This is a genomic window from Pelorhabdus sp. sgz311001 (assembly GCF_055901755.1).
Genome location: NZ_JBVXUT010000004.1, coordinates 301,209 through 324,020, shown reverse-complemented (window position 1 = coordinate 324,020; position 22,812 = coordinate 301,209). Strand labels below are relative to the sequence as shown.

At 43.7% G+C, this 22,812-nt stretch carries 22 protein-coding genes and 1 pseudogene; 15 read left to right on the top strand and 8 right to left on the bottom strand.

Annotated features, from left to right (window positions below; genetic code table 11):
* Positions 1-36: 36 nt before the first annotated feature.
* From AC0MXB_RS12495 to AC0MXB_RS12460, 8 genes and pseudogenes are all read left to right on the top strand, one after another.
* Positions 37-1,305, top strand: a pseudogene (locus AC0MXB_RS12495) (four-carbon acid sugar kinase family protein); the annotation flags it as partial.
* A 63-nt stretch (positions 1,306-1,368) separates the two neighbouring features.
* Positions 1,369-2,376 (top strand): 4-hydroxythreonine-4-phosphate dehydrogenase PdxA, encoded by a 1,008-nt coding sequence (gene pdxA, locus AC0MXB_RS12490; protein ID WP_474040075.1) that lies wholly within the window; start codon positions 1,369-1,371, stop codon positions 2,374-2,376.
* Positions 2,377-2,398: 22 nt separating this feature from the next.
* Positions 2,399-3,274 (top strand): 4-hydroxy-tetrahydrodipicolinate synthase, encoded by an 876-nt coding sequence (gene dapA, locus AC0MXB_RS12485; RefSeq protein ID WP_474040014.1) that lies wholly within the window; start codon positions 2,399-2,401, stop codon positions 3,272-3,274.
* A 17-nt stretch (positions 3,275-3,291) separates the two neighbouring features.
* Entirely contained in the window at positions 3,292-4,455 is a 1,164-nt protein-coding gene (locus AC0MXB_RS12480; protein ID WP_474040012.1) for an iron-containing alcohol dehydrogenase, read from the top strand.
* A 136-nt stretch (positions 4,456-4,591) separates the two neighbouring features.
* Entirely contained in the window at positions 4,592-5,989 is a 1,398-nt protein-coding gene (locus tag AC0MXB_RS12475; protein WP_474040011.1) for a sodium:solute symporter family protein, read from the top strand.
* Between the two features lie 23 nt (positions 5,990-6,012).
* Positions 6,013-7,197, top strand: a complete 1,185-nt coding sequence (locus AC0MXB_RS12470; protein WP_474040010.1) for a sialidase family protein — start codon at positions 6,013-6,015, stop codon at positions 7,195-7,197.
* A gap of 87 nt (positions 7,198-7,284) precedes the next feature.
* On the top strand, positions 7,285-8,031 hold the full coding sequence (locus AC0MXB_RS12465) for an SDR family NAD(P)-dependent oxidoreductase (RefSeq protein WP_474040009.1): 747 nt from the start codon (positions 7,285-7,287) through the stop codon (positions 8,029-8,031).
* Between the two features lie 20 nt (positions 8,032-8,051).
* Positions 8,052-8,531 (top strand): NanQ anomerase/TabA/YiaL family protein, encoded by a 480-nt coding sequence (locus tag AC0MXB_RS12460; RefSeq protein WP_474040008.1) that lies wholly within the window; start codon positions 8,052-8,054, stop codon positions 8,529-8,531.
* A 99-nt stretch (positions 8,532-8,630) separates the two neighbouring features.
* On the opposite strand, the gene AC0MXB_RS12455 is transcribed toward AC0MXB_RS12460, so the two are convergent.
* Entirely contained in the window at positions 8,631-9,800 is a 1,170-nt protein-coding gene (locus AC0MXB_RS12455; RefSeq protein ID WP_474040007.1) for an iron-containing alcohol dehydrogenase, read from the bottom strand.
* 205 nt (positions 9,801-10,005) lie between these two features.
* On the opposite strand from AC0MXB_RS12455, the gene AC0MXB_RS12450 reads away from it, so the two are divergent.
* Positions 10,006-10,707 carry a flagellar brake protein gene (locus AC0MXB_RS12450; protein ID WP_474040006.1) on the top strand — a complete coding sequence of 234 codons (702 nt, stop codon included), beginning with the start codon at positions 10,006-10,008 and terminating at the stop codon, positions 10,705-10,707.
* Here AC0MXB_RS12450 and AC0MXB_RS12445 read toward each other — a convergent pair.
* Positions 10,699-11,094: a thioesterase family protein gene (locus AC0MXB_RS12445; protein ID WP_474040005.1), complete on the bottom strand. Its 396-nt coding sequence runs from the start codon at positions 11,092-11,094 to the stop codon at positions 10,699-10,701. The genes AC0MXB_RS12450 and AC0MXB_RS12445 overlap by 9 nt on opposite strands.
* Before the next feature lie 176 nt (positions 11,095-11,270).
* On the opposite strand from AC0MXB_RS12445, the gene AC0MXB_RS12440 reads away from it, so the two are divergent.
* The 5 genes from AC0MXB_RS12440 to AC0MXB_RS12420 all read left to right on the top strand — a co-directional run bounded on the left by AC0MXB_RS12440 (position 11,271) and on the right by AC0MXB_RS12420 (position 15,251).
* Positions 11,271-11,981: an MBL fold metallo-hydrolase gene (locus tag AC0MXB_RS12440; RefSeq protein WP_474040004.1), complete on the top strand. Its 711-nt coding sequence runs from the start codon at positions 11,271-11,273 to the stop codon at positions 11,979-11,981.
* 32 nt (positions 11,982-12,013) lie between these two features.
* Complete coding sequence (trhA, locus tag AC0MXB_RS12435) at positions 12,014-12,643, top strand: PAQR family membrane homeostasis protein TrhA (protein WP_474040003.1); 630 nt, start codon at positions 12,014-12,016, stop codon at positions 12,641-12,643.
* A gap of 127 nt (positions 12,644-12,770) precedes the next feature.
* On the top strand, positions 12,771-14,150 hold the full coding sequence (gene bioA, locus AC0MXB_RS12430; protein ID WP_474040002.1) for an adenosylmethionine--8-amino-7-oxononanoate transaminase: 1,380 nt from the start codon (positions 12,771-12,773) through the stop codon (positions 14,148-14,150).
* A 97-nt stretch (positions 14,151-14,247) separates the two neighbouring features.
* Positions 14,248-14,796 (top strand): gamma carbonic anhydrase family protein, encoded by a 549-nt coding sequence (locus AC0MXB_RS12425; protein WP_474040001.1) that lies wholly within the window; start codon positions 14,248-14,250, stop codon positions 14,794-14,796.
* A 14-nt stretch (positions 14,797-14,810) separates the two neighbouring features.
* On the top strand, positions 14,811-15,251 hold the full coding sequence (locus AC0MXB_RS12420) for a universal stress protein (protein WP_474040000.1): 441 nt from the start codon (positions 14,811-14,813) through the stop codon (positions 15,249-15,251).
* A 56-nt stretch (positions 15,252-15,307) separates the two neighbouring features.
* On the opposite strand, the gene mgsA is transcribed toward AC0MXB_RS12420, so the two are convergent.
* Positions 15,308-15,682: a methylglyoxal synthase gene (gene mgsA / locus AC0MXB_RS12415; RefSeq protein WP_474039999.1), complete on the bottom strand. Its 375-nt coding sequence runs from the start codon at positions 15,680-15,682 to the stop codon at positions 15,308-15,310.
* Positions 15,683-15,767: 85 nt separating this feature from the next.
* Here mgsA and AC0MXB_RS12410 point away from each other — a divergent pair, with 85 nt between their 5' ends.
* Entirely contained in the window at positions 15,768-16,514 is a 747-nt protein-coding gene (locus tag AC0MXB_RS12410; protein WP_474039998.1) for an HD domain-containing protein, read from the top strand.
* A 136-nt stretch (positions 16,515-16,650) separates the two neighbouring features.
* Here AC0MXB_RS12410 and AC0MXB_RS12405 read toward each other — a convergent pair whose 3' ends face one another.
* The 5 genes from AC0MXB_RS12405 to AC0MXB_RS12385 all read right to left on the bottom strand — a co-directional run bounded on the left by AC0MXB_RS12405 (position 16,651) and on the right by AC0MXB_RS12385 (position 22,751).
* On the bottom strand, positions 16,651-17,883 hold the full coding sequence (locus AC0MXB_RS12405; protein WP_474039997.1) for an LL-diaminopimelate aminotransferase: 1,233 nt from the start codon (positions 17,881-17,883) through the stop codon (positions 16,651-16,653).
* 96 nt (positions 17,884-17,979) lie between these two features.
* The gene (locus tag AC0MXB_RS12400; protein ID WP_474039996.1) at positions 17,980-19,041 is read right to left on the bottom strand and encodes an HD-GYP domain-containing protein; all 1,062 of its coding nucleotides are present in this window, start codon (positions 19,039-19,041) and stop codon (positions 17,980-17,982) included.
* A gap of 201 nt (positions 19,042-19,242) precedes the next feature.
* Entirely contained in the window at positions 19,243-19,665 is a 423-nt protein-coding gene (locus AC0MXB_RS12395; protein WP_474039995.1) for a HutP family protein, read from the bottom strand.
* Positions 19,662-21,095: a sodium:solute symporter family protein gene (locus tag AC0MXB_RS12390; RefSeq protein ID WP_474039994.1), complete on the bottom strand. Its 1,434-nt coding sequence runs from the start codon at positions 21,093-21,095 to the stop codon at positions 19,662-19,664. The genes AC0MXB_RS12395 and AC0MXB_RS12390 overlap by 4 nt, the downstream gene beginning before the upstream one ends.
* 102 nt (positions 21,096-21,197) lie before the next feature.
* Positions 21,198-22,751, bottom strand: a complete 1,554-nt coding sequence (locus tag AC0MXB_RS12385) for a glycoside hydrolase family 26 protein (protein ID WP_474039993.1) — start codon at positions 22,749-22,751, stop codon at positions 21,198-21,200.
* Between the last annotated feature and the right edge of the window lie 61 nt (positions 22,752-22,812).

The window sequence follows — 22,812 nt, the reverse complement described above, 5'->3', positions numbered from 1 at the left end:
AATCAATATTGAATTTTGGCATAATTCTTGCAAAAGATGTTAATGAGTGCGGAGAAAGCAGGTGATATTTTGATTAAGATAGGCGTAATTGCCGATGACATAACCGGAGCAAACGATACGGCAGTACAATTTGTTAAGCAAGGAATGAGCAGTTTTGTCAAAATTAATCTCTGTCAAAATGAACTTAACGAAAATGCCGATGTAGTCGTTATTGATACTGACAGCCGTGATATTACGCCACAGGAAGCCTACAATAGAGTGGAAACAGCTTGTCGCGTTTTGCAGCAAGCCCAGGCGCAAACGATCTATAAAAAAGTGGACTCTACTTTGCGAGGCAACCTTGGCGCGGAAATTATGGCAGCCGATGATGTCCTTCAGCCGGAACTTGTGGTGATTGCTCCCGCTTTTCCCGCAAATCATCGTATTACAGTAGGCGGTTATCACTTATTGAATCAACTGCCAATTGAATTAACGGAAATTGCTCATGCGCCTAAAAGTCCGGTGAAAGAATCGCGAATTGTTGAGCTCTTACGATTGCAGGCGGAAAGGTCCATTGGCTTTGTTGCTTTGTCTGACGTCATTAAAGGTGCTAGTGCAATTGGTGAAGCCATAGAAACTTGTCTCGCGGCCGGACAAAAATGGATTGTTTTTGATGCTGTCCAAGATCAGCATTTGCGGTCCATTGCCAGTGTAGCGAGAAAATACCAGCAGGTTTTATGGGTCGGATCTGCAGGACTTGCGGAACAATTGCCTAGTTTTTATGAATGGCATAAAAGTAGCATTATAGCACTTTCAGAGCGATCCGGTCCAGTTTTGACGATTGCTGGTAGTGTAAGTAAAGTGACTCAGACGCAGATTCAAAGTCTATTGAATTCACAGAATACTCATTTGATACAAATAAATGTGATAAATCTTTTGCGCTCTAGAAAAGCAGAAATTGCCGACTGCGCTAAAAAAGTCAAACAGTATTTAGCTGAGAATAAAGACGTCGTTTTGGCTAGCGCCATTACTGATGAAGACGTAAAAGCTGCTGTTGAAGCTGGGCAAGAACGTGCAATGACAGGTTGTCAAGTGAGTGAAGAGATTGCCGCAGCTTTAGGTGAAATTGCTGCCACTTTAGCGCAGGCGCCGCTATCGGGTATGGTGCTTACTGGGGGCGATACGGCGATTCATGTATGTCGGGCCCTACAGGCCGAAGCGATTGAGATACTACAGGAAGTTGCCGTAGGAATTCCTTTAGGAAGACTGGTCGGCGGTCCTTGCAGCGGACTGCCTGTAGTAACGAAAGCGGGAGCCTTTGGTAAACAAGACTCGCTTGTTGCAGCGAAAAAAGCAATTTTACGACAACGTGTACAGGGAGGAAATGCAATGAAACCAATACTTGGAATTACCATGGGGGATGCGGCCGGAATCGGTCCTGAGATTATTGTAAAAGCCTTGGCAGAGAAAAGTCTTTATGACATGGCCAGACCCGTTGTTTTTGGCGATAAAAAAATAATGGAGCGAGCTGTAAAGATTATTGGTTCTGATGTAAAATGTCGCAGCATTACGGCGGCCACAGAAGGCGGCCAGAATTTTGGCGTGATTGACATCGTAGATCTTGATAATTTACCGGCGGATTTGCCTTTTGCTCAGGTAGATGGTCGAGCAGGAAAGGCTGCCTATGAATATATCGAGAAAGCTGTTGCTGCTGCTATGCAGGAGGAAATTCAGGCTATTGTTACAGCCCCTTTAAATAAAGAAGCCTTAAATCTCGGCGGGTATCATTATCCTGGCCATACTGAAATTTTAGGCGCTTTGTCTCATACGAAAAATTATTCCATGATGCTTGTGGGTGGTCCCTTAAAAGTAATTCATGTAACAACTCACGTAGCCTTTTCTAAGGTTCCTGAACTTGTGAAAAAAGGACGAGTCTTACGCGTCATTCAGCTTGCTGATGAAGCTGTAAAAATGCTTGGAATTGAAAAACCGCGGATTGCAGTTGCTGGGCTTAATCCTCATTCTGGCGAAAATGGTCTATTTGGTCGTGAAGAAATCTTAGAGATCACGCCAGCGATTGAAGCGGCGAAAAGTCAGGGGATGGACGTTACGGGACCTGTGCCGCCAGATACTGTGTTCTATCAGGCTGCTATCAAAAAAGACTTCGATATTGTGGTGGTTATGTATCATGATCAAGGTCATATACCCATTAAAGTACTTGGCTTTGAAACAGGCGTGAATGTTACGGTAGGATTGCCTTGTATTAGAACTTCAGTGGATCATGGAACGGCTTTTGCCATTGCCGGTCAGGGGGTAGCTGACAGCCGCAGTATGACCGAAGCACTCGTGTTAGGAGCTCAAATGGCGAAAGTAAAGTTTGCCCATAAACTTGGATAAATAAGAAAGAAGGATGAAATATATGTTGAAACCGCAAGGAATTATTACGCCGATTCTTACACCCTTAACGGAAGATGAAAAATTTAATCCTAAGGAATTAAAAAATCAGATCAATCGTTTAATTGATGCTGGCGTCAGTGGGATTTTTGCTTTGGGAACAAATGGTGAATTCTATGCTTTATCGCAAGAAGAAAAAATCGAGATTATTAAAGTAACTGTAGAAGAAGTCAATGGCCGTGTTCCGGTTTATGCGGGAACAGGCTGCATTACGACGAAAGAAAGTGTGGAGCTCTCTAAGATTGCTAAAGATTTAGGTGTTGATGTTCTTTCGATTATTTCACCTTACTTTACAGCAGCGTCGCAAGAGGATCTATATCGTCACTTTAGTACGGTTGCTGAGGCGGTAGATTTACCGATTTTGCTCTATAATATCCCGGCTCGTACGGGCAATAGCATTGCTCCCGCCACAGTAAAACGTTTGGCCCAGTATCAAAATATTATTGGAATTAAAGATAGCAGCGGTAATTTTGACAACACCTTAAAGTATATTGAGAACACGGATCCACGCCTGAGTGTTTTAGCCGGAAGCGATTCGCTCATTTTATGGACTTTAATGGCTGGTGGTACAGGCGCTATTTCGGGATGCTCTAATGTATTTCCCGAATTGATGGTAAGCATCTATAAATTATGGGCTGAAGGAAAAATTGCCGAAGCCAATGAAGCGCAAAAGAAAATCAGACCTTTCCGCAATGTTATGCAGTTGGGGAATCCCAATTCAGTAGTAAAACGGGCAGTAAATCTGCTTGGTTATCCGGTAGGACCGGCGCGGGAACCGTCGAATTGCTGCAATCCGGAAATTGATGCTGAACTACGCAAAGTTTTTGAACTATATAAATAAACAGGGGAGGTAGAAAAATGGATTTTGAAGGGCAATATACGCTATTTAATGCCGGGAAAATTACAGCAGGACTCAATAGTGTGGAAAGTCTGGCTGAAATCATCAAAGAAGAAACTGTAAAAAAAGTATTGATCATTACGGATCAGGGCGTGTTTCATGCTGGCTTAATTGATAAACCGAAAGCAGTGATGGAAGCGGCTGGCGCTGTAGTAGCCATGATTAATACGACACCGCCAGAGCCAACGGTGCAGCAGGTTGAGGAAATTGTTGCTGAAGCCAAGGCGTCTGATTGTGAAATGATTGTTGGTATTGGCGGCGGTAGTTCCATGGATGTGGCAAAACTAGTGGCTGTACTGTTAACCAATGACGTGACTTTGCCGGAATTAGTAAGAGGCGCTGTTATTACGAAACAAGGAATCCCTACAGTGATGATTCCTACCACCGCTGGAACTGGATCAGAAGTGACGTATAATGCCATTGTGCTTGTACCGGAAGAAGAGCTGAAAGTAGGCATTGTCAGTCCTAAAATGATGGCGGCTTATGTGATTCTTGATCCGACTTTGACGCTGAAATTGCCAAAAGCGATCACCGCGGCAACGGGAATGGACGCACTAGCTCATGCTATGGAATGTTATATTTCTAAGAAAGCGAATCCCTTCAGTGATACCTATGCCCTAAAAGCGATTCAGTTGATTTCACGGAGTCTGCGCACCGCTTATCGCGATGGCGACAATGTATCAGCCCGTCATGATATGCTGCTAGGAGCTATGCTTGCCGGAATTTGTATTGCTACATCGAGCACAACGGCTGTTCATGCTTTGGCTTATCCTTTAGGCGGAAAATATCGGATTCCCCATGGTCTTTCTAACGCGGTATTGTTGCCGCATGTAATGAACGTGACAATTGATGCAGCGGAAGAAAAGTTCAAAGATATTGCACAGGCCATGGAACTTCCTGTAGCCGGTCTGTCCAGTCGGGAAGCCGCGGAAAAAATGATTGAGAACTTGTACTCACTAAATCATGATCTAGAGCTTTCGGTGAACTGGGACGAAAAAGGCATTACGGCTAAGGATATTGATTTTATGGCTGAAGCCGCGCTCAAAGTGACCCGTCTTCTCAACAATCATCCTAAAGTTCTTGGTAAAGAAGCGATCAAGGAAATCTATCAAAAACTCTTTTAGTGAAGGATCAGACAAACGCCGCATGGTTTGTCTGACCCTATGAAGTGAAAAAACTGACTATTCCAAAATGAACGAAATAATTGATAGCTCAAAGAAAATTAAGTAGTAAAAATTTATAGAGAAATGAGTGGTGTTCATGAAAGAATTTAGTTATGCCGATACAGCGATTATCGTAGCCATGATTATTGCCTATATCTTGTTTACATCATGGTTGACAGTGAAACTTCGTAGTAAAGACAGTGACCAGTTTATGACGGCAGCTCGGTCTATGCCGGCAATTGTTGTAGGTATTTTGCTCATGTCCGAATTTATTGGCGCCAAATCTACGGTAGGAACGGCGGAGTCGGCTTTCAAATATGGTATGGCTGCTTCTTGGTCGGTTATTGGCGCGGCCATTGGTTATTTCCTCTATGCTTTCTTTATGGCAAAGCGGCTCTACGGCTCGGGAGAAATTACTATTTCCGGCGCTATTGCGCAAAAGTACGGGAAATCTACGAAATATATGGTTTCCTTAATCATGATGTACGCTTTGCTCCTTGTGAATGTTGGGAACTATATCAGTGGCGCTGCAGCTTTATCGACGGTGCTGAAGGTTCACTTGCCGACAGCTATGCTGATTATTGCAGTAGTGAGTACGTTCTACTTTGTCTTTGGCGGGATGAAAGGCGTTGCCTGGGTTACGATTCTACACAGCTTCCTTAAATATGTCGGTATTATCATTATTCTTGGTGTGGCTTTAACTATGACTGGCGGGATTAGCCCGATGATGGAGAAAATGCCGAGTTATTACTTCACCTGGGATGGGAAAATCGGCGCCACAACTATATTTGCCTGGATTATTGGTACTGTGGGCGCGATTTTTTCCACACAATTTGTTATTCAAGCTACTTCATCAAGTAAAAATGCCAATGAAGCGAGAAAATCAGCTCTCTATGCGGCTGCTTTCTCTTTGCCCCTCGGTATTTTACTGGCTTTGATTGGTGTTTCTGCTAAGTTTTTATTCCCTGATATGAAAGCTCTCTATGCTCTGCCTATTTTCATGCAGTATATGAGTCCTTATCTAGCCGGTCTTGTAGCAACTTCGCTGGTGGCGTCTGTTTTCGTTTCCGTAAGTACAGTTGCTTTGGCGATTGCCTCTTTGGCCGTAAAAGACTTTTATGTACCCATTTACAAACCAAGTCCGGAAAAAGAATTTAAAGTTACCAAAATTATCTCTGTTATTATCGGTTTTATTCCGCTCATTTTCGTATTCTTTGTGCCCGAAATTTTAAAACTGTCCTTCTTTACCAGAGCAATTCGTCTTTCCATTTCCGTAGTGGCTATGCTCGCCTTCTATCTGCCCTTCTTTAATAGCACGCGCGGCGCTAACCTGGGGATGGGAATCGCAGCAGTCGCTACAAGTGGCTGGTACATGATGGGCGATCCTTATGGGGTTGATAATATGTACATCGCTTTGATTACGCCAGCCATTGTTATGGTGCTTGATAAGCTGTTTGGCGGCGGCAAGAATGAATCCAAGGAAGTTCAAGCATAATTTAGAAGTTAGGAGTGATTTCTTTGAATACAGTAGAAGATAAAGACGGGAAACTTTATCCCGATCAAACAAGTGATCGGATTGACGCTTATATACCATCGAATTGTCCGCAAAATCATGCGTCAAATATTATGCCTTTGCCAAATGGCGACTTACTTTGCGTCTGGTTTGGCGGAACGCAGGAAGGCATTGCCGATATTTCAATTTATATGTCGCGACTGAATCAAGGCGAGTCAGTATGGACGGAGCCTGTAAAACTTTCTGACGATGCTGGGCGGTCAGAACAGAACCCTGTTTTGTTTACGGCTCCTAATGGTGACTTGTGGCTGTTATATACGGCGCAGAAGTCAGGTAACCAAGATACGGCGATTGTTCGCTGCCGTATCTCGCAAGATCACGGCTATACTTGGGGACCCATTGAAACCTTATTTGGTACGCCGGGGACCTTTATCCGCCAGCCCATCGTAGTATTGGAAAATGGCGAATGGCTCATTCCCGTTTTCTACTGCCACGTACAACCTGGGGTAAAATGGGTTGGCGATTACGATACGAGTGCGGTGAAAATCTCGGCGGATCAAGGGAAAACCTGGACCGAGTATGAGGTTCCAAGCAGCACTGGCTGTGTCCACATGAATGTGGAGAAACTTCAGGACGGTACGCTGCTTGCTTTATTTAGAAGCCGCTGGGCTGACTTCATTTATGCCAGTCGTTCGACTGATCATGGCCGAACCTGGAGTGAACCAGTCGCTACAGAATTGCCCAATAATAATTCTTCGATTCAGTTTACTGTTTTGGCGAACGGTCATCTTGCTCTCGTATATAATCATATCAGTGCCGAGGCTTCGACGGAAAGACGCGCTTCTTTATATGATGAGATTGAAGATGACGAGGAAGCCGTAGCAACAGAACCGGCAGCGGCAGCTGCTCCGGTAGAAAACCCCAATGAAAAGAAAGCGTTTTGGGGAACGCCGCGCGCGCCTATGACAATTGCTATCTCAGAAGATCATGGCAAAACCTGGCCTTATCAGAAAAATATTGAAGTGGGCGATGGCTATTGCATGACGAATAATTCACGGGAAAAGCTGAATCGCGAGTATTCTTATCCCTCTATAAAACAGACACCGGATCAAAGAATTCACGTGACTTTTACCTATTTCCGTCAAGCCATTAAATATGTTTCTGTCACGGAAGCATGGGTCAAAGAATAAAAAGCTGGAAAAAGAAACTAGGTAGGTTAGTAAAATCTCCTAGTTTCTTCCTTTCTGGATAGCTTTAGAAAAGGCGGTAGGTAAATTATGCTTTTACAAGGAAAAGCGGCTATTGTAACAGGAGCTACACGGGGAATTGGTCGAGCGATCGCCCTTACTTTAGCAAGGGAAGGCGCTTCACTCGTTATCAATGGCAATCAGACGGCTATGCTGCAGGAGCTGGCACAGGAAATCGAAAGACAGGGGCAAAAGTGTATCGTTGTCGTAGGCGATGTGTCCGAATATGTTGTAGCAGAACGAATTGCCAGCATAGCGCAAATACAGTTTGGACGCATCGATATTTTAGTGAATAATGCCGGGATTAATCGGCGGGTTCCTACACTCGAAATGGATATTGCTGAATGGCAGCAAGTCATGGATGTGAATTTAAACGGGACTTTATATTGCTGTAAAACGGTCCTGCCAGCTATGATTGCGCAGCAAAGCGGTAAAATTATCAATATATCATCAACAACGGCGAAAACGCCGCATCGCAATGCGTCGCCTTCTTACGGTGCTTCTAAAGCTGGTGTAAATTATTTGACACAGCATTTAGCCTTAGAGATGGCTAAGCATAATATTTATGTTAATGGAGTTTGCCCTGGGCCGATTGAAACTGATATGAGTCAGCAATGGACGGAGGAATATCGCGGTCAGGTGCTTGCCAGAATTCCGCTAGGAAAATTGGGAACGCCGCAAAATGTGGCCGATACAGTACTCTTTTTAGCATCGTCCATGTCGGATTTCATTACTGGGGAAACAATTAATATTAATGGCGGCACCTTTATGAATTGAATAAACAAGGAGTGGGGACTATGATTACTGGTGTTTTAGCGAATGTAGCGCAGGAAATTCAATTTTATCCGAAAGCTTTGCAAAAAGGGTTGCAGTACTTATTGGATACCGATTTTTCCCAAGTTATTTTAGGTCGTCAGGAAATTGACGGTGACAAAATCTATGCCATGGTCTCGGAATACGAAACAGAAGCAAAAACGGTTAGAAGACCAGAAGCTCATCAAAAATATATTGACATTCAGTATATTTTTACTGGGCAGGAGGTAATTGGTACGGCGCCGCTTACTGCAGCTGGTGAAGTAACAGAAGACCTTTTGGCGCAGCGTGATGCGATTTTTTATAAGACACTAGACAATGAAGTGTATCATACGCTTACGGCGGGGATGTTTGCCATTTATTTTCCCTGGGATGTCCATCGGCCAAACTGTTTTGTAAACATGCCGGAAAAAGTAAAGAAAGTGGTTGTCAAAATTTTACTTGATGAATTAACTGTAAAGTAGCAGAATACAACCTTTTTCAAAGAAGCAGATAAAAGCAGAAATCTCGTACCAGTCAGTACGAGATTTCTGCTTTTTATGAGAACTGAAAATTTATTTTGCTTAGAAAGTTACTTCTTTTCCCGTATAGGCGCAAGTCAGAAGTTCTTTCATTTCTTCTACCGAAATGGATCTAGGATTTGAGCCTGTGCAAGGATCTTCTAGCGCGTGTGTGGCAATCCCGTCGACACTTGTGTCAAAGAGTTCTTGGGTTACGCCAGCTTCTTTTAACGTAGCGGGGATTTCTAGTTTTTTATTGAGATTACGGATAAACTGTACGAGACTTGCTGTAAGCTCTTCCGTAGAAGCGCCAGGGAGATCAAGCTGTTTTGCCACTTTCGCATAATCCTTGCCAACGGTTTTTTGATTAAACTCAATAACGAAGGGCAGTAAAATTGCATTGGCGCAACCATGAGGAATATGGAAAAGAGCGCCAATTTTATGGGCAATACTGTGAGTAATGCCTAACAACGCATTCGTAAAGGCCATACCAGCCAGGCACTGGGCATTATGCATTTGTTCGCGGGCTTCGTGATCGCCCTCGTAAGATTTCAAAATATATTCTTTAACCATAATAATGGATTGCAATGCTAACGGATCTGTATAAGGAGAGCGAGCGCTAGCCACGTAAGCTTCCAAGGCGTGAGTTAAGGCGTCCATGCCGGTATGAGCGACAAGTTTCGGTGGCATTGTTTCAGCAAGTTCTGGATCGACAATCGCAATATCAGGCGTTAAATTATAGTCGGCTAAAGGATATTTAATTTTGGTGGAATAATCCGTAATTACTGAGAAGGCCGTTACTTCTGTTGCCGTACCGCTAGTAGAGGCAATCGCGATAAATTTTGCTTTATTGCGCAGAAGAGGGACTGTAAAGGGGTCTTTGACATCGTCGAAGGTCGTTTCTGGATGTTCATAGAAAATCCACATCGCTTTAGCCGCATCAATAGGGCTACCGCCGCCGAGGGCTACGATCCAGTCAGGCTCAAATTCACGCATTAAAGCGGCGCCTTTAAAGACTGTTTCGACAGAGGGATCTGGTTCAACGCCTTCAATGAGTTTTACTTCCAAACCAGCTTTTTTCAAAGCGTCAGTCACTTTATCGAGAAAACCAAATTTTTGCATCGAGCTGCCGCCTGTTACAATAACAGCGCGTTTGCCTGTTAAGTTTTCTAGTACTTCCGCCATGCAACCGCGGCCAAAATAAACATCTCTTGGAATTGTAAATCTACTCATTTAAGTCACCTCATCAAAAGTGTTATTTTTTTCACAAAATTGTCACAACTTCATTTTACAGCACCTTGTTTTTGCCGTCAATATGGAAAAGAAAAATATACCATTCCATTTTTTTTAGCAGGACTTTGTCAAAGAAAAAAAGAAAAATAGCAACAGATTACCTAGAAAAACGCTTTGTTTATTCCTGTTTGAAGGGGGAAAAGCTATGGATATAAAAAAATTTATTACACCCTTAAGAAAGTTAGAGTTTGTTGAATTTGACCCCTTGAATCAGTCGGTTCATATGTATCACAGCCGTATTGAGGAAATTGGTGACAAAGAAAAAACGCTGCTAGTATCAGAACCTTATGGCAAGGGGCAGCTTTTACCGCGACGCTACCAAGAACCTTATACGGTAAGAATTGTGGCTGATGACTGCGCCTATGTGTTTCAAGCTTCATTACTGCGCTACACAAGAGAACCTTTTGCTTTGTGGACCATTACTTATCCGACAACAGCCAGACGAGACCAATTGCGCGATTTTGTCCGATTTAACATTAATCTTGATGTTGTTTTGACAGCAAAGGAAGTGGCGGCAAAAGATGGGGAGACACCTGCTTTGCCAGTGGTCATCAAAACTCTTACGCGTGATATTAGCGGCAATGGCATGTGTATTCTTTGCCCAGAGGATAGCAAACTAGCTATAGGGTCTTGTTGGAATATTGTTTTGCCTTTATCGCCTTTTTTCTCGTTAGAAGTGGAAGGTGAAATTTTGCGAACTGTCATTACGGAAAATGAAAAAGTTTTTTGCGGTTTACGCTTTACTAAGATTGAAGAAGTTGAGCGGCAAAAGCTGATTCAATTTATTTATAAAAAACAGATCGAGCGCCGGAAAAAGGAAGATGCTTTGTTTAATGACTCAATTTAATTTTGACTGAGATTTTTTTAAAAAGCTTTCTAATTCAATAATGTAGCGTTCGTGGGTGCCTTCGCCAACTTTTTCTTTTTCATCAAAGGCTTCTACGGAGAAAATCAAACGTTTTCCTTTTATTTCAGTAAGCTTTGCCGTGCAGCGGACTGTCATACCGATTGGCGTCGCAGCTAGATGGCGAACATTTAGCTGAATTCCTACCGTAGCGAGACCTGCCGGTAGTCGTGGGTCGACAATAGATAGAGCCGTTGCTTCCATAAGACCAATCATGGCTGGCGTAGCATAGACTGCTGCTCCGCCGCTGCCATAACGGATGGCTGTGTTATCAGTCGTAACCTTTTCTTGTTTTTCGTTGCTTAAACCTAGCGATAAATTATATTCCATGGTACTCAGTCCTTTCTTTTCGTTTCTGGTTTATTATTTTCTGCATGGAAGCGATGATTCCTACTTGGAACTAAAAAAACTTTTCATTAAGATATGATGTTAAATGATAATTTATAGTATAATAAAGTAAAAATTACTTTCCTTTTTATTGAAGGAGCTGAAATGGAGGGATTAGCGTGGAGCTAACCTTTTTAGAACATAGTGGGTTTATGGTGGAAACCGATCACCATATATTGATTTTTGATTACTATCGTGATCCGGCGGGTAAAGTAGCCGCTAAGCGGGGGAATGGGAAAAAATGGTTTGTTTTTTCTTCCCATAACCATGGTGATCATTTTAATCCGGCAATTGCCCAGTGGCAGAATGATTCTTATTACTTCCTATCACATGATATTGCAGCAGAAAGTGGTACTGCAGCTTTTATGTCTGATAAAGTTAGTGTAATGGCGCCTTATGAAACTTGCCGCCAAGCTACAGTGACAGTAAAGAGCTTTGGTTCGACTGATGCGGGAATTTCTTTTTTGGTTGAAGTAGAAGGACATAAGATTTTTCATGCTGGTGATTTGAACTGGTGGCATTGGAATGGTGATACGCCCGAAAATATTAAGCAAGCCGCTGCTGATTTTGCGAGAGAAATGGAAAAATTAAAGGGCGAGTCTTTTGATGTTGCCTTTTTCCCGGTGGACAGCCGCTTGGAAGAATATCGCACGCTTGGCGTTGAGACTTTTTGCCGCGATACGGATACGAAGCTGGTCGTAGCGATGCATGCTTTTGGTCCTGTATGGGAACCACCGACGCCATTTTGTGTTGAAAATCGGGAAATTCCGCTGTGGATTCCTAAGGCTGCGGGAGAAACTTTTATTTATGAGGCGAAAGCGGTTAAATAAATGAATTTTTATTAGGCGATAAGGAGGTTTGCATGGAGGAAAAATTAAACGCGATTACTCACGGTGTCGGAACGGCTTTTGCTCTTGTTGCTTTAGCTGTTCTCGTTTTTGCCGCTTATACGAGCGGCAGTACTTGGCATATTGTCAGTTCTTTCATCTATGGGATTTCTATGGTGCTACTATACTTAGCTTCCACGTTGTATCATAGTTTTTCCAATGAACGAATTAAGGCGATTTTCCAAATTATTGATCATTCGGCGATTTATTTATTGATTGCGGGAACCTATACGCCCTTTGTACTAGTGCCGTTGCATGGGACTTTGGGTTGGACCGTTTTTGCAGTGATTTGGTCTGTGGCGCTTGTCGGGATTGTTTTTCAAATCTTTTTCGTCAGACGCTTTAAGATCTTTTCTACTTGTTGCTATCTGCTGATGGGGTGGTTTGCCGTAGTCGTGATCAAGCCGCTTATGGAAACCTTGCCCCATGAAGGCCTATTGTGGCTGATGATAGGCGGAATTCTCTACTCTGTGGGAGCGATTTTTTACTTATGGCGCCGCATGCCTTATAATCATGCCGTATGGCATTTGTTTGTTCTGGCTGGCAGTGCAGCGCATTTTATCGCTGTTTTCTTCTATGTACTGCCGCTGCCTGTTGTGAGTTAGGGTTTACAAGTATTATAAATGAGTGTATAGTAGAAATGTTAACATTGGCTTTTTGGCCGGTTAACATTTCTTTTGTTTATTTGGTAAACTTAAAATTCAAATAAGGTTAACGAAAGCGGGGATTGAAATGAATCAGATTGAACAGCAAGATAAAGAGTATTTATGGCATCCTTTTACGCAAATGAAAGGCTGGCTAGAAGAACCGCAGACCGTCATTGCTTCGGCGAAAGGGATTATGTTGACAGATACAGAGGGGCGAAGCTACTATGATGCCGTGTCCTCTTTATGGGTTAATATTCATGGTCATGGTCGTGCGGAAATTGATGAAGCCATTCAAGCTCAGCTTAGCAAGGTAGCTCATAGTACGGCACTAGGCTTGGCAAATATTCCAGCGTCGCAATTTGCCGCTGAACTCATCGCTATAGCGCCTAAGGGGCTTTGTAAAGTCTTTTATTCTGACGATGGGTCAACAGCCATTGAAGTGGCCATTAAGATGGCTTTTCAGTATTGGCAGCATCAAGGGCGACCTAATAAGAAGCGCTTTATTTCTTTGGAACAAGCATACCATGGTGACACAGTGGGAACAGTCAGTGTAGGGGGCATTGATTTATTTCACCGGGTGTTTCAGCCGCTTTTATTTAAACCCTTTTCGATTCCTTCGCCATCGTGCTATCACTGTAAGTTGGCTAAATCGCCGGAAACATGTCAGTGGGAGTGTGTGAAAGCCTTGGAAAAGCTGTTGTCGGAGCATCATGAAGAAATTGCCGCTCTGGTTATGGAACCGCTTGTTCAAGCGGCAGCTGGCATGCTTATGGCGCGCCCTGGCTATTTGGCGAAAGTACGAGAGGTGACAAAGCGCTATGAAGTTTTGTTAATTGCTGATGAAGTAGCTACAGGCTTTGGACGCACCGGAACGCTGTTTGCTTGTGAGCAGGAAGGGGTAACACCTGATTTCATGGCTTTATCAAAAGGGATTACGGGCGGCTATATGCCGCTAGCGGCAACTGTTACGACTCAGGCTGTTTTTGATGCTTTTTTGGGTGATATGGCGGCAAAGAAAACTTTTTATCATGGTCATTCCTATACAGCAAATCAACTAGCTTGCGCCGCTGCATTAGCGAGTCTTAGAATCTTTAAAAAGGATCAAGTGATTGAAAATTTGACGCCGAAGCTTGCGGCTATTGCTGAAGAATTAACTAAGATTGCAGCTCTTGAGCATGTCGGTGATGCTAGACAATGCGGTATGATTGCGGGCATTGAGCTTATGGCTGATTCAGCAACAAAGACTCCTTATGCCTGGGATCAGACGATGGGGGCCAAAGTATGCATGAAAGCAAGAGAACATGGAATTTTTATCCGTCCTGTTGGCGATGTGATCGTCTTTATGCCGCCGCTTGTCAGTACGGTGACAGAGATTCGCCATATGTTGTCGCAGGTAGCTGCCGCGATTGACGAAGTAACGAATCAAGGACAATTTTCTACCTGTGGCGGGGGAGCTCATTTTTAGAAGCAGCAGGAAGTTGTGAATTTTTCCAGAATACAAAAGATAAGAACCATTATAAACTAATGAAAGAAAAATAGCGTAAGGAAAGAAGGGCGAGCCTATGGTAAAAGATTTTGAAGGACACAGTCCGGCTCTAGATAAGAAATCATTCATTGCTGATGGAGCCCAGATTATCGGAGCTGTAACCATGAAAGAATTTAGCAGTGTATGGTTCAATACCGTTGTACGCGGTGATGTCAATCGTATTGAAATTGGCCGCTATAGCAACGTGCAGGATAATAGTGTTGTCCATGTAACTGATAATTTTCCCACTCTCATCGGCGACTTTGTGACTGTCGGTCATAATGCTATTTTGCATGGCTGCATCATTGAAGATCATTGTCTTATTGGCATGGGGGCTATTGTTTTAAGTGGCGCGGTCATTGGAACGGGCAGTATTATTGCTGCTGGCGCTCTTGTTAAGGAAAAGCAGGTTATTCCGCCGCATTCTCTAGTAATGGGTCTGCCTGGTAAGGTTATAAAATCGACGGAAGCCGATTGGCCGAGTATTCATGCTCAAGCGCTCAAATATAAAACCTTATGGACCGAACGGTATGGACTGTTGCCTGATGCCGATGGCGAACGCTATCACGGCGAAAAGATCGTTTAAAGGAGGGAAATCCCATGATTGAACTCAAAAAAATTGTAGTGGCCTATGATGGATCAGAGCATAGTAAACGGGCTTTGGATTGGGCTGTGAAATTTGCTGGCGCTTCTAAAGCGGTGATTGATGTTGTCATGGTGCTAGTACCATCATCTTTACTTGTCGGTGTAGATTATGCCGGCGTTTGCTTTTCGGAAGAGTTAAAAGAAATGGCCGAAAAAGAGATTGAGGAACAGCTGGAGGCGGCAAAATCTTTTTGCGAAGCGCAGAATGTAGTTGTTCACACGGCAACTCTGTTTGGCAATGTTGTTGACGAGATACAGCATTATGTAACAGACGTAAAGGCCGATATGGTCATTTGCGGCACCCGTGGTCTTGGTGGTTTTGAAGGACTGCTTGTGGGCAGTGTGGCTCATAAACTCGTAACGTATTTGCCTGTACCAGTATTGGCCGTTAAATAAAAATAAGCGAATCTATCAAACGTGATAGATTCGCTTATTTTGTCAAAAGTCATAAATTAATGAGCTTCATCAAAAGCCGTCAGTAATAGATGAGCACTAGTCTGGTTTGTTGCAAGGGGAATATTATGAACATCGCAAACGCGAAGCAGCGCTGTAATGTCAGGTTCATGGGGCTGCGCTGTAAGCGGATCGCGGAGGAAAATAACGAGAGCTACTTCGCCGTCAGCAATACGAGCGCCAATTTGCTGATCACCGCCTAAAGGGCCTGATAAAAAGGTGAGAACAGGGAGCGATGTTTCTTCGGAGATTAGGCGACCGGTGGTAGCCGTGGCAATCAGATGATAATGCGAAAGAATGTTTTTATGTTCTTTTACAAAGGCGAGCATTTCTTGTTTCTTCTTGTCATGGGCAATTAGTGCTATTGTTTTCAACTGGCCTCACTCCTTTTGTTTCCTAATGTAATCTTAGCAAAGATTGAGGGCTTCGTAAAGTTTTTTACCGTAGGGAGGCGTTTGCATGGATCAAGCTTTTTTAGCAGAAAGAACAAAGGCTTTTCATGACTATGTGGCTGAGTTTCGTTCTGATGATGTTGATATTCAGCAGCATATGGATATGAAGGAATTTCATACTGATAAAGTAGCAGCTCACTGTCGGTCGTTAGCTCAAGTCTTGCAGCTTGGCGCGGCGGATCAAGCTTTAAGCGAGCTCATTGGATTGTGGCATGATGTGGGGCGCTTTTCCCAATATAGTCGTTATAAGACTTTTAATGATAAACTTTCCGTTAATCACGCTGAATTAGGTCTAGTCGAACTGGAACGGCTGGGCTGGTTGGCGCTGATTAGTGAAGTCGATGCTGATATTGTGCGGTTTGCGATCGGGGCCCATAATGCTGTCAAAATACCAGCAGCGCCGACAGAGCGGCACTTGCTTTTTGCGAAAATTATTCGCGATGGTGATAAACTTGATATTTTTCGCGTTCTGGAACCGTTTCTGGCGCCACCAACGGAACAAGGCTGCAGTCCTCAGATTCTGCAGGATTTAGCTGTTGGCAAACAAACTTTTTTTGAAAATATGAAAACGCCTGATGATCGAAAACTTGTCCGTCTCTCTTGGGTGTATGATTTAAATTTTGACTGGACGGTGCAGAAAGTTAGGGAGAAAAACTATGTCGATCATATTCTTGCCTATTTACCTGGTACGCCCGAACTAAAAGCGATTCGTGAAGCCATGCATGCTTATATGGCAAAACGTGCTCAAAACTAGGTATAAAATAGCTGCTAGCCCGATCCGTGTACAAATCATTTTTTGCAGCAATGCGACTTGTAATTTTTGAACGAAAGGCCCTATCACGTAACTGTGATAGGGCCTTTCGTATCTTAGTCCGGATAAAAGATGCTTTTTACAGCTTTAATCTTGTTTTGATGCGTTCTACTGCTTCTTTGGTACTTTCCTGATTGCCGAAAGCGGTTAAACGGAAATAGCCTTCGCCGGCTGGGCCAAAGCCGCTGCCAGGCGTACCGACAATGTTCGCTTCCGATAAAAGTTTATCAAAGAATTGCCAGGAGTCGAGGCCTTCGGGAACTTTCAGCCAGATATAAGGGGCGTTCACGCCGCCGAATACAGTGAGGCCAAGGCTAGCGAGACCGTCACGAATGATTTTGGCATTGGCCATGTAATAAGCGACAAGGGCTTTTACCTGTTTTTGGCCTGCTTCGGAGTAAACAGCTTCAGCGCCTTTTTGAATAATATAAGGAACACCATTAAATTTCGTTGTCTGACGACGATTCCAGAGGCTGTTTAAGGGATGCATCGTTCCGTCAGCAGCAGCAGCCATAACTGTTTTCGGTACTACTGTATAAGCGCAACGAGTACCAGTAAATCCTGCTGTTTTGGAGAAGGATCTAAATTCAATAGCTACATCTTTCGCGCCTTCAATTTCATAAATGCTGTGAGGAATATTATCTTCCTGGATATAGGCTTCATAAGCGGAGTCATAAAGGAGGATCGAGCCATTCGCTTTGGCGTAATCGACCCAAACTTTTAGCTGCTCTCTCGTCAGCGTAGTTCCTGTGGGATTATTAGGCATGCACAAATAAATTAAATCTGCTTTTTCCTGGGGAAGTTCTGGCACAAAGTTATTGGCCTGATTGCAAGTAAGGTAGAGAACTTTGCCAAATTTTCCATTTACGAGTTCGCCAGTACGACCAGCCATGACATTGGTGTCAAGATAAACCGGATATACAGGATCCGTAATGGCAACGGTATTTTCCAAACCGAAGATTTCCTGAATATTACCTACATCACTTTTCGAACCATCACTGACAAAGATTTCATCAACCGCTAAATCAATACCGCGTGGAACATAATCAGTATCAATAATTTTTTGAATTAAAAAGGCATAGCCTTGTTCTGGACCGTAGCCGCGGAAGGTTTTTTCATCAGCCATTTCATCAACTGCTGCATGTAAGCTGTCGATTACTGCAGGCGGCAAGGGGCGTGTTACATCGCCAATCCCTAAACGAATAATGTCCGCATCGGGATGTTCATCTTTAAAGTGCGCCACTCTGCGGGCAATTTCAGCAAACAAATAGCTGCCTGGTAGCTTCAAATAATTTTCATTAATAGTAGCCATGTAATAAACTCCTTTCAAACTGTAAACAATACTTAAATTATACAACAATCAAAGCTTTTACGCATTTTTTTCCTGCAAATTTCTTCAAAATCCTGTTTAGGTCTTGCAATACATGATTTTTAGCAGGGGAGTATCTTTTAATGAGATCTCATGGGGCGAACAAACCTTGCCTTCTTGATCGGTTATAATGCGAATCACCGGCTTAGACGGAGCGTCAAAGGGAACCGATACAACGAGGGCGGACTGGCCTGTATTTAATACAACCATGGTTCCCGGCGCATAGAGAGCCACGCGAGATAGAAAACGTTGTCCTAAAGCTTGGTCAAAATGCACTCCGAGACCTTTATAAATAATATCATAAGCCTGTTTGGGCGGCATTGCCCGGCGATAAGGGCGATTCGCCGTAATGGCGTCATAAACATCAGCAATAGCTAAAATACGAGCATATTGCAAAATTTCGTCGCCTTTGAGGCCGCGAGGATAGCCTGTTCCATCAATTCGTTCGTGGTGTTGCCAGGCCATATGGGCCGATAAACTAGAGAGCTCCCACCGCATTTTTCTTAAGGAATTAAATCCCCACTGGGCATGATTTTTTAATAGCTCAAATTCTTCTTCAGTTAGCTTCTCTGGTTTATTCAATAAATCTAGGCTGATTTCGTTTTTCCCCACGTCGTGAAGTAAGGCGCCGCAGGCAAGTTCTTTGAGTTGCGGTACGGTCAAATCGCTGAATCTTCCTAGTAAGATCGCGTAAATTGCACAATTGAGAGAATGGGAAAAGGTCGTATCGTCATGGGAGAAAATTCCTGTCAGACAAATGGAAATGTCTGCCTGACTAAGAAGTTCTTCGACTAAGTCGGAGGCCATATTGGATAACAGTTTTACCGAAAAAGTCCCCTTGTTTTTTAAGTCAGACATGGTTTGATGAAGGATAGACAGCGCCTGTTGTTGCATTTCAATGCTTATATATTCTGTTTCTTCAATCCCCTCATAAAGGGGGTCAATGACACATAAAGTGCTTACCTGCATGGCCTCAAGCTTGGCAATATAGCTTTGAGTTAGCACCACGTTGCGTGATAATAGAATCATCCCTGTATAAGTCATAATATCACGGGCTAAAACCATCCCTGGTTTTGCCTCTTGGATATCAATTCGTCGCAAAGACTCACTTCCTCAAAATAAAAGTCTAGTATAAAAATAAGAGTATCTCTATCAATTGTATGTCACAATAAGAGTCTTTGACTAGTAAAAAATAGCGAAATAGGAAAAAAGTTTGGCGTTTTCTAGTAAGAATAAAACCGCAGATATAAAATATCTGCGGTTTTGGCAAAAATTTGGCAATATTACTTACGCGTAAGTGTGCTATGAAATGTCCGCTAAGGACCGATGCGCCAACCCTACAGCGACCTCATTCAAATTTAATACACCGACAGCGAGAAAGAGGGCCACACACAAATGCTCGCCGTAGCGGGCCAGACCAATTTTACCGCCGACACTCATGCCTAAAGCTTTTGCTGAAACTTGTTCCAACGCGGCTTTAGTAGCACCAGCGACAGCGCCTTCCCCGACGTGGTTAGCCGGTACAAGCCCTTGACGCTGAGCGGCTACGGCAGCTCGCTCAATAATTTTTTTCATGAGGGGAACAAAATCGCCGCCAAAATCGACTGCAGTGACAAGGATCTGTTCTTTGCCGTACATCGCGCGAAGCTGCTGTTCTTCTTCGCGGCTCTGACTAAGCGCCAGACGCAGCGCTGCTCTAGCAACATGAGTGCTTGATTCTGTCATGATTTAATCATATCTCCAATCAAAACGTTTTTTTGCGGGGAATCACTGAGAATCGAACGTTTATCGACAATTGCTGTGAGAGTAAAGGCGGCAAGGCAGACAGCCCATTCTAGATAAATTGGGTGAGAGAAAATACGGACGGCTGGAATGAATTGCCACGCGGCTAGCGCTAAGATCCCGGCAATAGTCGTATAAAAAGCCGAGCTGCGGCGGCAAAGTCCTGGGAAAAAGAGCGTGGCCAAAAAGACAAGTGTAAAAGCTGTTGTCAGACTTAGGCCAATTAATAATGTTTTTAAAATGCCGACGGCATGGAAAGCAAAGTAGAGAGTCATCAGACCTAACACTAGCACGGAGAGGCGATTTACCAAGAGATAGGTTTTTTCGTTCACTGTGGGGTGTATAAAGCGTTTGTAAATATCTTGGCAAAAGAGCGCGCCAGCACCAAGGAGCAAATGGCAGGCCGTTGAGACGTCAACAGCCCAGAGGGCTGATAAGGTAATGCCTGACAAAACAGGGTTCAAACTCATAATGATTTGCGGCAGAGCCATAGTAGACTGAATGCCGGGATAATTTACTTTAGCGGCAAGTCCTAAGATTGCGCAGAGAAAACCAATTGGTAGAATCAGGAGCGCCCCCCAGAGAAAACCGCGGCGAGCTGTTGTGGTATTTTTAGCCGCACAGGCAACCTGGACCGGACCTTGTGCTGACAGCGTTTGAGTAATCATAACAACAAACCAGCCAGTAATTGTTGCAAGGCCTAAACCGCCGACAGGACCAAACCAATCTGTCGTAGGCGGCAGTTTAGCAGCGAGCGTGGCTAGACCGCCTTGGTTGGTGACTGCTTCAAAAGTGCTGATGAAAATACCGAAATAGATGAGTGTAATGCTTATAATATTCGCAAGGCCGGAAGACCAAAGACCGCCGATGAGCGTAACGCCGATAAAGACGACAGCGCTTGTATACATACCTGTCTCCATTGTAAATACTTCCGGCAGCAGTGATGATAAGATGGCGCCGCCTGCCAAGTATTGCAGGGAGGTAATAACAAGCTGAATAATAATTAGACCAAATACGCAGGCAGTCCGACCTTTCGTATCATAGTAATGTTCAAAGAATTGCGGTAACGTAGTGCACTCCACGGCACGATAGCGTTTTGCGCCGATTACGCCCATGGCAATAGCGCCTGCGGCCCAAGCTGCTGTATACCATCCGGCGGAAATACCAACCTGAAAGGCATTTTCGGCTACGCCGATCGTGGAGGCGGCGCCGACGGCCACACCGGAAATATTGACAGCCACCATGGCTGTGTTGAGCTGGCGTCCTGCTAGTAAAAAACCAGCACTATTTTTGGAAGCCACATGACGAGCATAGAGGCTGATCGCAAAGAGCAGCACGACATAAAGTGAGACAATAATCAAGGGAATTGACATAAATACCATCCTACCTTTCTACAAAGAAACAGTTTAGTTTTTACTTGCTTCATCCTACCAAATCCTACAATCCTACAGTGGTGCATACAATGTTACACAGGTTTATTTTACCGGGTTAGAGCCGTCCTGTAAAGAGGCCCCTTTCGTTAACCCCTCACGAAAGGCTTCAATGACGGCTGCATTTTCATCAAGATTGTAAATACGAGCAGGCTGACCTTTGGCATCATAATCAGTGGAACTCCACCATACGGCCAGTTTAATGCGGTCATAGCGAGGCAGAGAAGCGAACATATCTCTTACCCAGGCCGCTTTATCACCGCCGACGGAATTAGAACCAAACTCAGCAATCATAAAGGGTTGTACAAAGAGGGCGGCATATTCTTTATAGAGATTGCCATAAATCTGATCAAAAGACCGCCAGGTTTCGCCAGGGTAATACGTGCCGTTATTGTAACCAGTTAAACCGATAATATCGACATATTCATCGCCGGGATAATACATCATATAATGGTTCCAGGCGAAAGTTGGTTTTGATGGGCTATGGGGATTCCAGACCCACAACACATTGTTGACACCGTTGGCTTGGAAAATTTGATAAATATAACGCCACACGCCTGTATAAATATCAGTGTCTTTGCTAGTGTTAAAGGCAGAATACCAGCACCAGTCGCCGTTCATTTCATTATTGAGACGAAACAGAACGGGGTGCCCGAATTCTTTGAGCTTTTTCGCATAGGAATTGAGATAGGCATCATAGCGTCCGTCGAGGACATCATACATAATACTACGGTTTACCTCATCTTTGGCGCCCCAGAGAAAGGTTTGCATCGTCAGTTCGACGAGACGTCCATTCGCGTAAGCGTTTTTTAAATCTTCCATCGGAAAGTACTGGCCGGTGAGTGATTGATAGCGGGTAACAACTGGAAACTGATAATCTAATTTTTGTTCCAGGGATTTTAAGTAGGTAAAGTTTTTTGGCGAGGTTTTTTCAAAGATACCCCAACGCAGCGGGGCTGTAGCGGCAAAATAATGCTGATAGAGAGCTTTCGTTTCGTCATTCCAATTGGGCGTAATCGCAACAGCCGGACGAATGAGATTGGCTGCACCAGAGCGTGCGGTCACTTTAAAACTTTGGACAACTTCTTTATCAATCGTAATCGGTTCGCTCGATTTGAAAAAGAGCGTGTAAACCTCATTCTTATTTTTAACAATCTCATAGGACGCGTAATAATTCTTGTCATCGTCAGCATGAATGAGTTTAGCTCGCATCCATTTTAAGCCATGGACGGGAAGTCGATGGATCGTTTGATTCGTTTCTTCCTGAATGACGTGATCCTTGGTGTTTTTCGTAAAGCTATTACCATAGGTAATATATACATCAGAATTTGTCACTGTGCCCGTGAAATCATCACGGTAGATTTCAATTTTGGTCGTTTGGTCACTAATGATCGTTCTTAGCGCCGATTCATGATCATCAACAGTCATGGTGTCAGGATAGGAGAGACTATAACCGTTGGCCTGATCCTGATAGACTGTATACTTTATTGGCGCGGGCGGAGCTGCATTTGACGCAGGCGCTGTCTTTGGACTAGCCAAGGCCATAGAAAAAGAGGTAAAATGGAACAGCAGCAAACTTAACAGAAGCAATTTTTTCATACACATCAGTCCTTTGTTCTTGAATCAATTTCATAAATTTATAATGAACGAACAAGTTGAT